The organism is Acinetobacter sp. YH16042, assembly GCF_013417245.1.
GTDB lineage: Bacteria > Pseudomonadota > Gammaproteobacteria > Pseudomonadales > Moraxellaceae > Acinetobacter > Acinetobacter amyesii.
The window spans coordinates 1-2180 of sequence record NZ_VPEJ01000087.1 but is presented as its reverse complement, the minus strand read 5'-3'; the positions used below and the strand labels follow the sequence as shown (position 1 = coordinate 2180).

Below are 2180 nucleotides of genomic sequence, written 5' to 3'. Positions count from 1 at the left end.
AAAACCTTCAAAATTCTTGCTGAGCGATATCGCAATCGAGGCAAAAGACTAGCATTAAGATTCAATCTAATTGCTGGAATTTATAACTTGGAGCTGAGTGAAAAATGACTTATGAAAGAAATCTATTTAAGGGTCTTAAGAAAAAGTCTACAACAGCATAAATTACAGTTTTACCGTTATTTAGAAAGCCGCCTACCGACTGGATGCAAATTACAATATCATCCAAGTGGTTATTTTCTTTGGTTAAAACTACCGGAAAATGTTGAAAGTATGGCAGTCTATGAAGCCCTAATTCAACAGCAGATTGGCGTTGCTCCAGGCCGTTTATTTAATGTTGCGGAAGCCAAAACTCAATATATCCGTTTAAATTGTTCCTTTGCATGGAAGGATGAGATTCAACAGGCTTTAGATGCCCTCCTTAGTACAATCTCTGCACTTTCCTCAGATCAGACGAATATTTGACAATTTTTATTGTCATTATTATGCTCAAACAGATATTGTTCAAATACATATATTTGTTGTTAAGATAACAACGAATTCATTCAACATTTACCAAAATTCAAAAAACAAATAGGTTCGTTCATGGAAGATCAAAAACACAGTCAACGCATACATGCTTTTAGTTCGGATGTACTCACAGATCTAGATGCTGTGGGGATTGCACAGCTCATCAAATCTAAAGAAGCCTCTGTACAGGAAATTACACAAGCGGCCATTGCACGTGCGGAACAAGTCAATCCGCATCTAAATGCCATTGAACTGGACTGTTTTCAACGTGCTTTAGAGAAAAATCAATATGTTGAACATGGTCTATTTGCGGGCGTCCCTTTTTTCTTTAAAGATAATCTAGATTATCAAGGATTGCCCTCACGCCATGGTTCAAAGGCCATAGGTTTAAAACCAGCCGATCGTAATCCTCAAATTAGCCAACAAATCTTAGATCAAGGGTTTGTCGTATTAGGAAAATCCAAGCTCCCTGAATTTGGTCTAAATGCCAGCACCGAATATAAAGATGGATCAGCCACTCATAACCCGTGGCATTTAAGTTATTCCTGCGGTGCATCTTCAGGCGGTTCCGCAGCTCTCGTTGCAGCCGGTGTAGTGCCGATTGCCCATGCCAATGATGGCGGTGGTTCAATTCGTATCCCTGCTGCATGCTGTGGTTTGATTGGATTAAAGCCTAGCCGTGGCCGTACGTATGACAGTGAAGCAGCAGGCTCTCTTCCGATTAATATCATCAGTGAAGGTGTCCTAACCCGTAGCATACGAGATACTGCGCATTTCTATGCAGGAATGGAGTCAAGTTATTACAATAAAAAACTGCCACGAATAGGCATGATTCATGGCCCTTCTAAACGTCGACTACGCATCGGCTTAGTCCCGCAATCGATTACAGGGCAAATAGATAGCGAAACAACTGCAACGTTAATGCATAGCGCAGCACTCTTAGAAAAATTAGGCCATCATGTTGAAGAACTTCAGTTACCTTTTTCCTTAAGCTTTGTTGAAGATTTCAGTGAATATTGGGGGATGTTGTCCTTTTTACTGAGTACATTTGGCAAGAAAATTTTTGGTGCTGACTTTAATTCAAAAGAATTAGATCACTTAACCGTTGGTTTATCGATGTTATATAAAAAGAACTTTTATAAAACCCCGCTATTTCTGTATCGATTAAAGAAAATGCAGCAGCAATATCGTGAAATCTTTAAGCATTATGACGTTTTGCTATCGCCTGTACTTGCACATACCACACCTAAAATCGGCTATTTGTCACCTCAATTACCGTTTGACCAGTTATTTGAGCGTATTCAGAACTATGTGACTTTTACACCTATTCAAAATGTGGTGGGTGCGCCGGGTATGTCGATTCCTATGGGAGAAACGCAAAACGACGGACTACCGATCAGTATGCAAATATCAGCCGATGTCGGTGATGAAAAAACCTTGATCGAACTGGCATATGAAATTGAAGAAGCTCAGCCATGGCGACGTATTCAGGATATGCCTCGAACTGCTTAACAGCCCATGCAAGGATAAAAAAGGGAGCTGATTGGCCACTGCTGTCCCACAAAAATCACAAGAGGAACCTCAATTGAGGTTCCTCTTGTTTTATCACCCTCTTGTCTGGTGAGAATAGCGATTTCAAATACTTCCTTTCGAATAAGTTCACTTGGATAATT

Annotated in this window: 2 protein-coding genes and 1 pseudogene; all 3 read left to right on the top strand. The window is 40.1% G+C overall.

The genetic code is table 11. The annotated features are described in order from the left end of the window. A pseudogene (locus FTV37_RS17085) lies at positions 1-108 on the top strand (IS5/IS1182 family transposase); the annotation flags it as partial. Positions 109-111: 3 nt separating this feature from the next. Next, positions 112-462: an aminotransferase class I/II-fold pyridoxal phosphate-dependent enzyme gene (locus FTV37_RS17080; protein WP_180064320.1), complete on the top strand. Its 351-nt coding sequence runs from the start codon at positions 112-114 to the stop codon at positions 460-462. Between the two features lie 120 nt (positions 463-582). Continuing rightward, positions 583-2019, top strand: coding sequence for an amidase (locus FTV37_RS17075; protein WP_180064319.1), 1437 nt, complete (start codon positions 583-585; stop codon positions 2017-2019). The last annotated feature ends 161 nt before the right edge of the window (positions 2020-2180 follow it).

Bases quoted from the DNA above. Each gene is read 5' to 3' on its own strand.
- FTV37_RS17080 (WP_180064320.1), top strand. From the start codon at position 112: ATGAAAGAAATCTATTTAAGGGTCTTAAGAAAAAGTCTACAACAGCAT.
- FTV37_RS17075 (WP_180064319.1), top strand. From the start codon at position 583: ATGGAAGATCAAAAACACAGTCAACGCATACATGCTTTTAGTTCGGAT.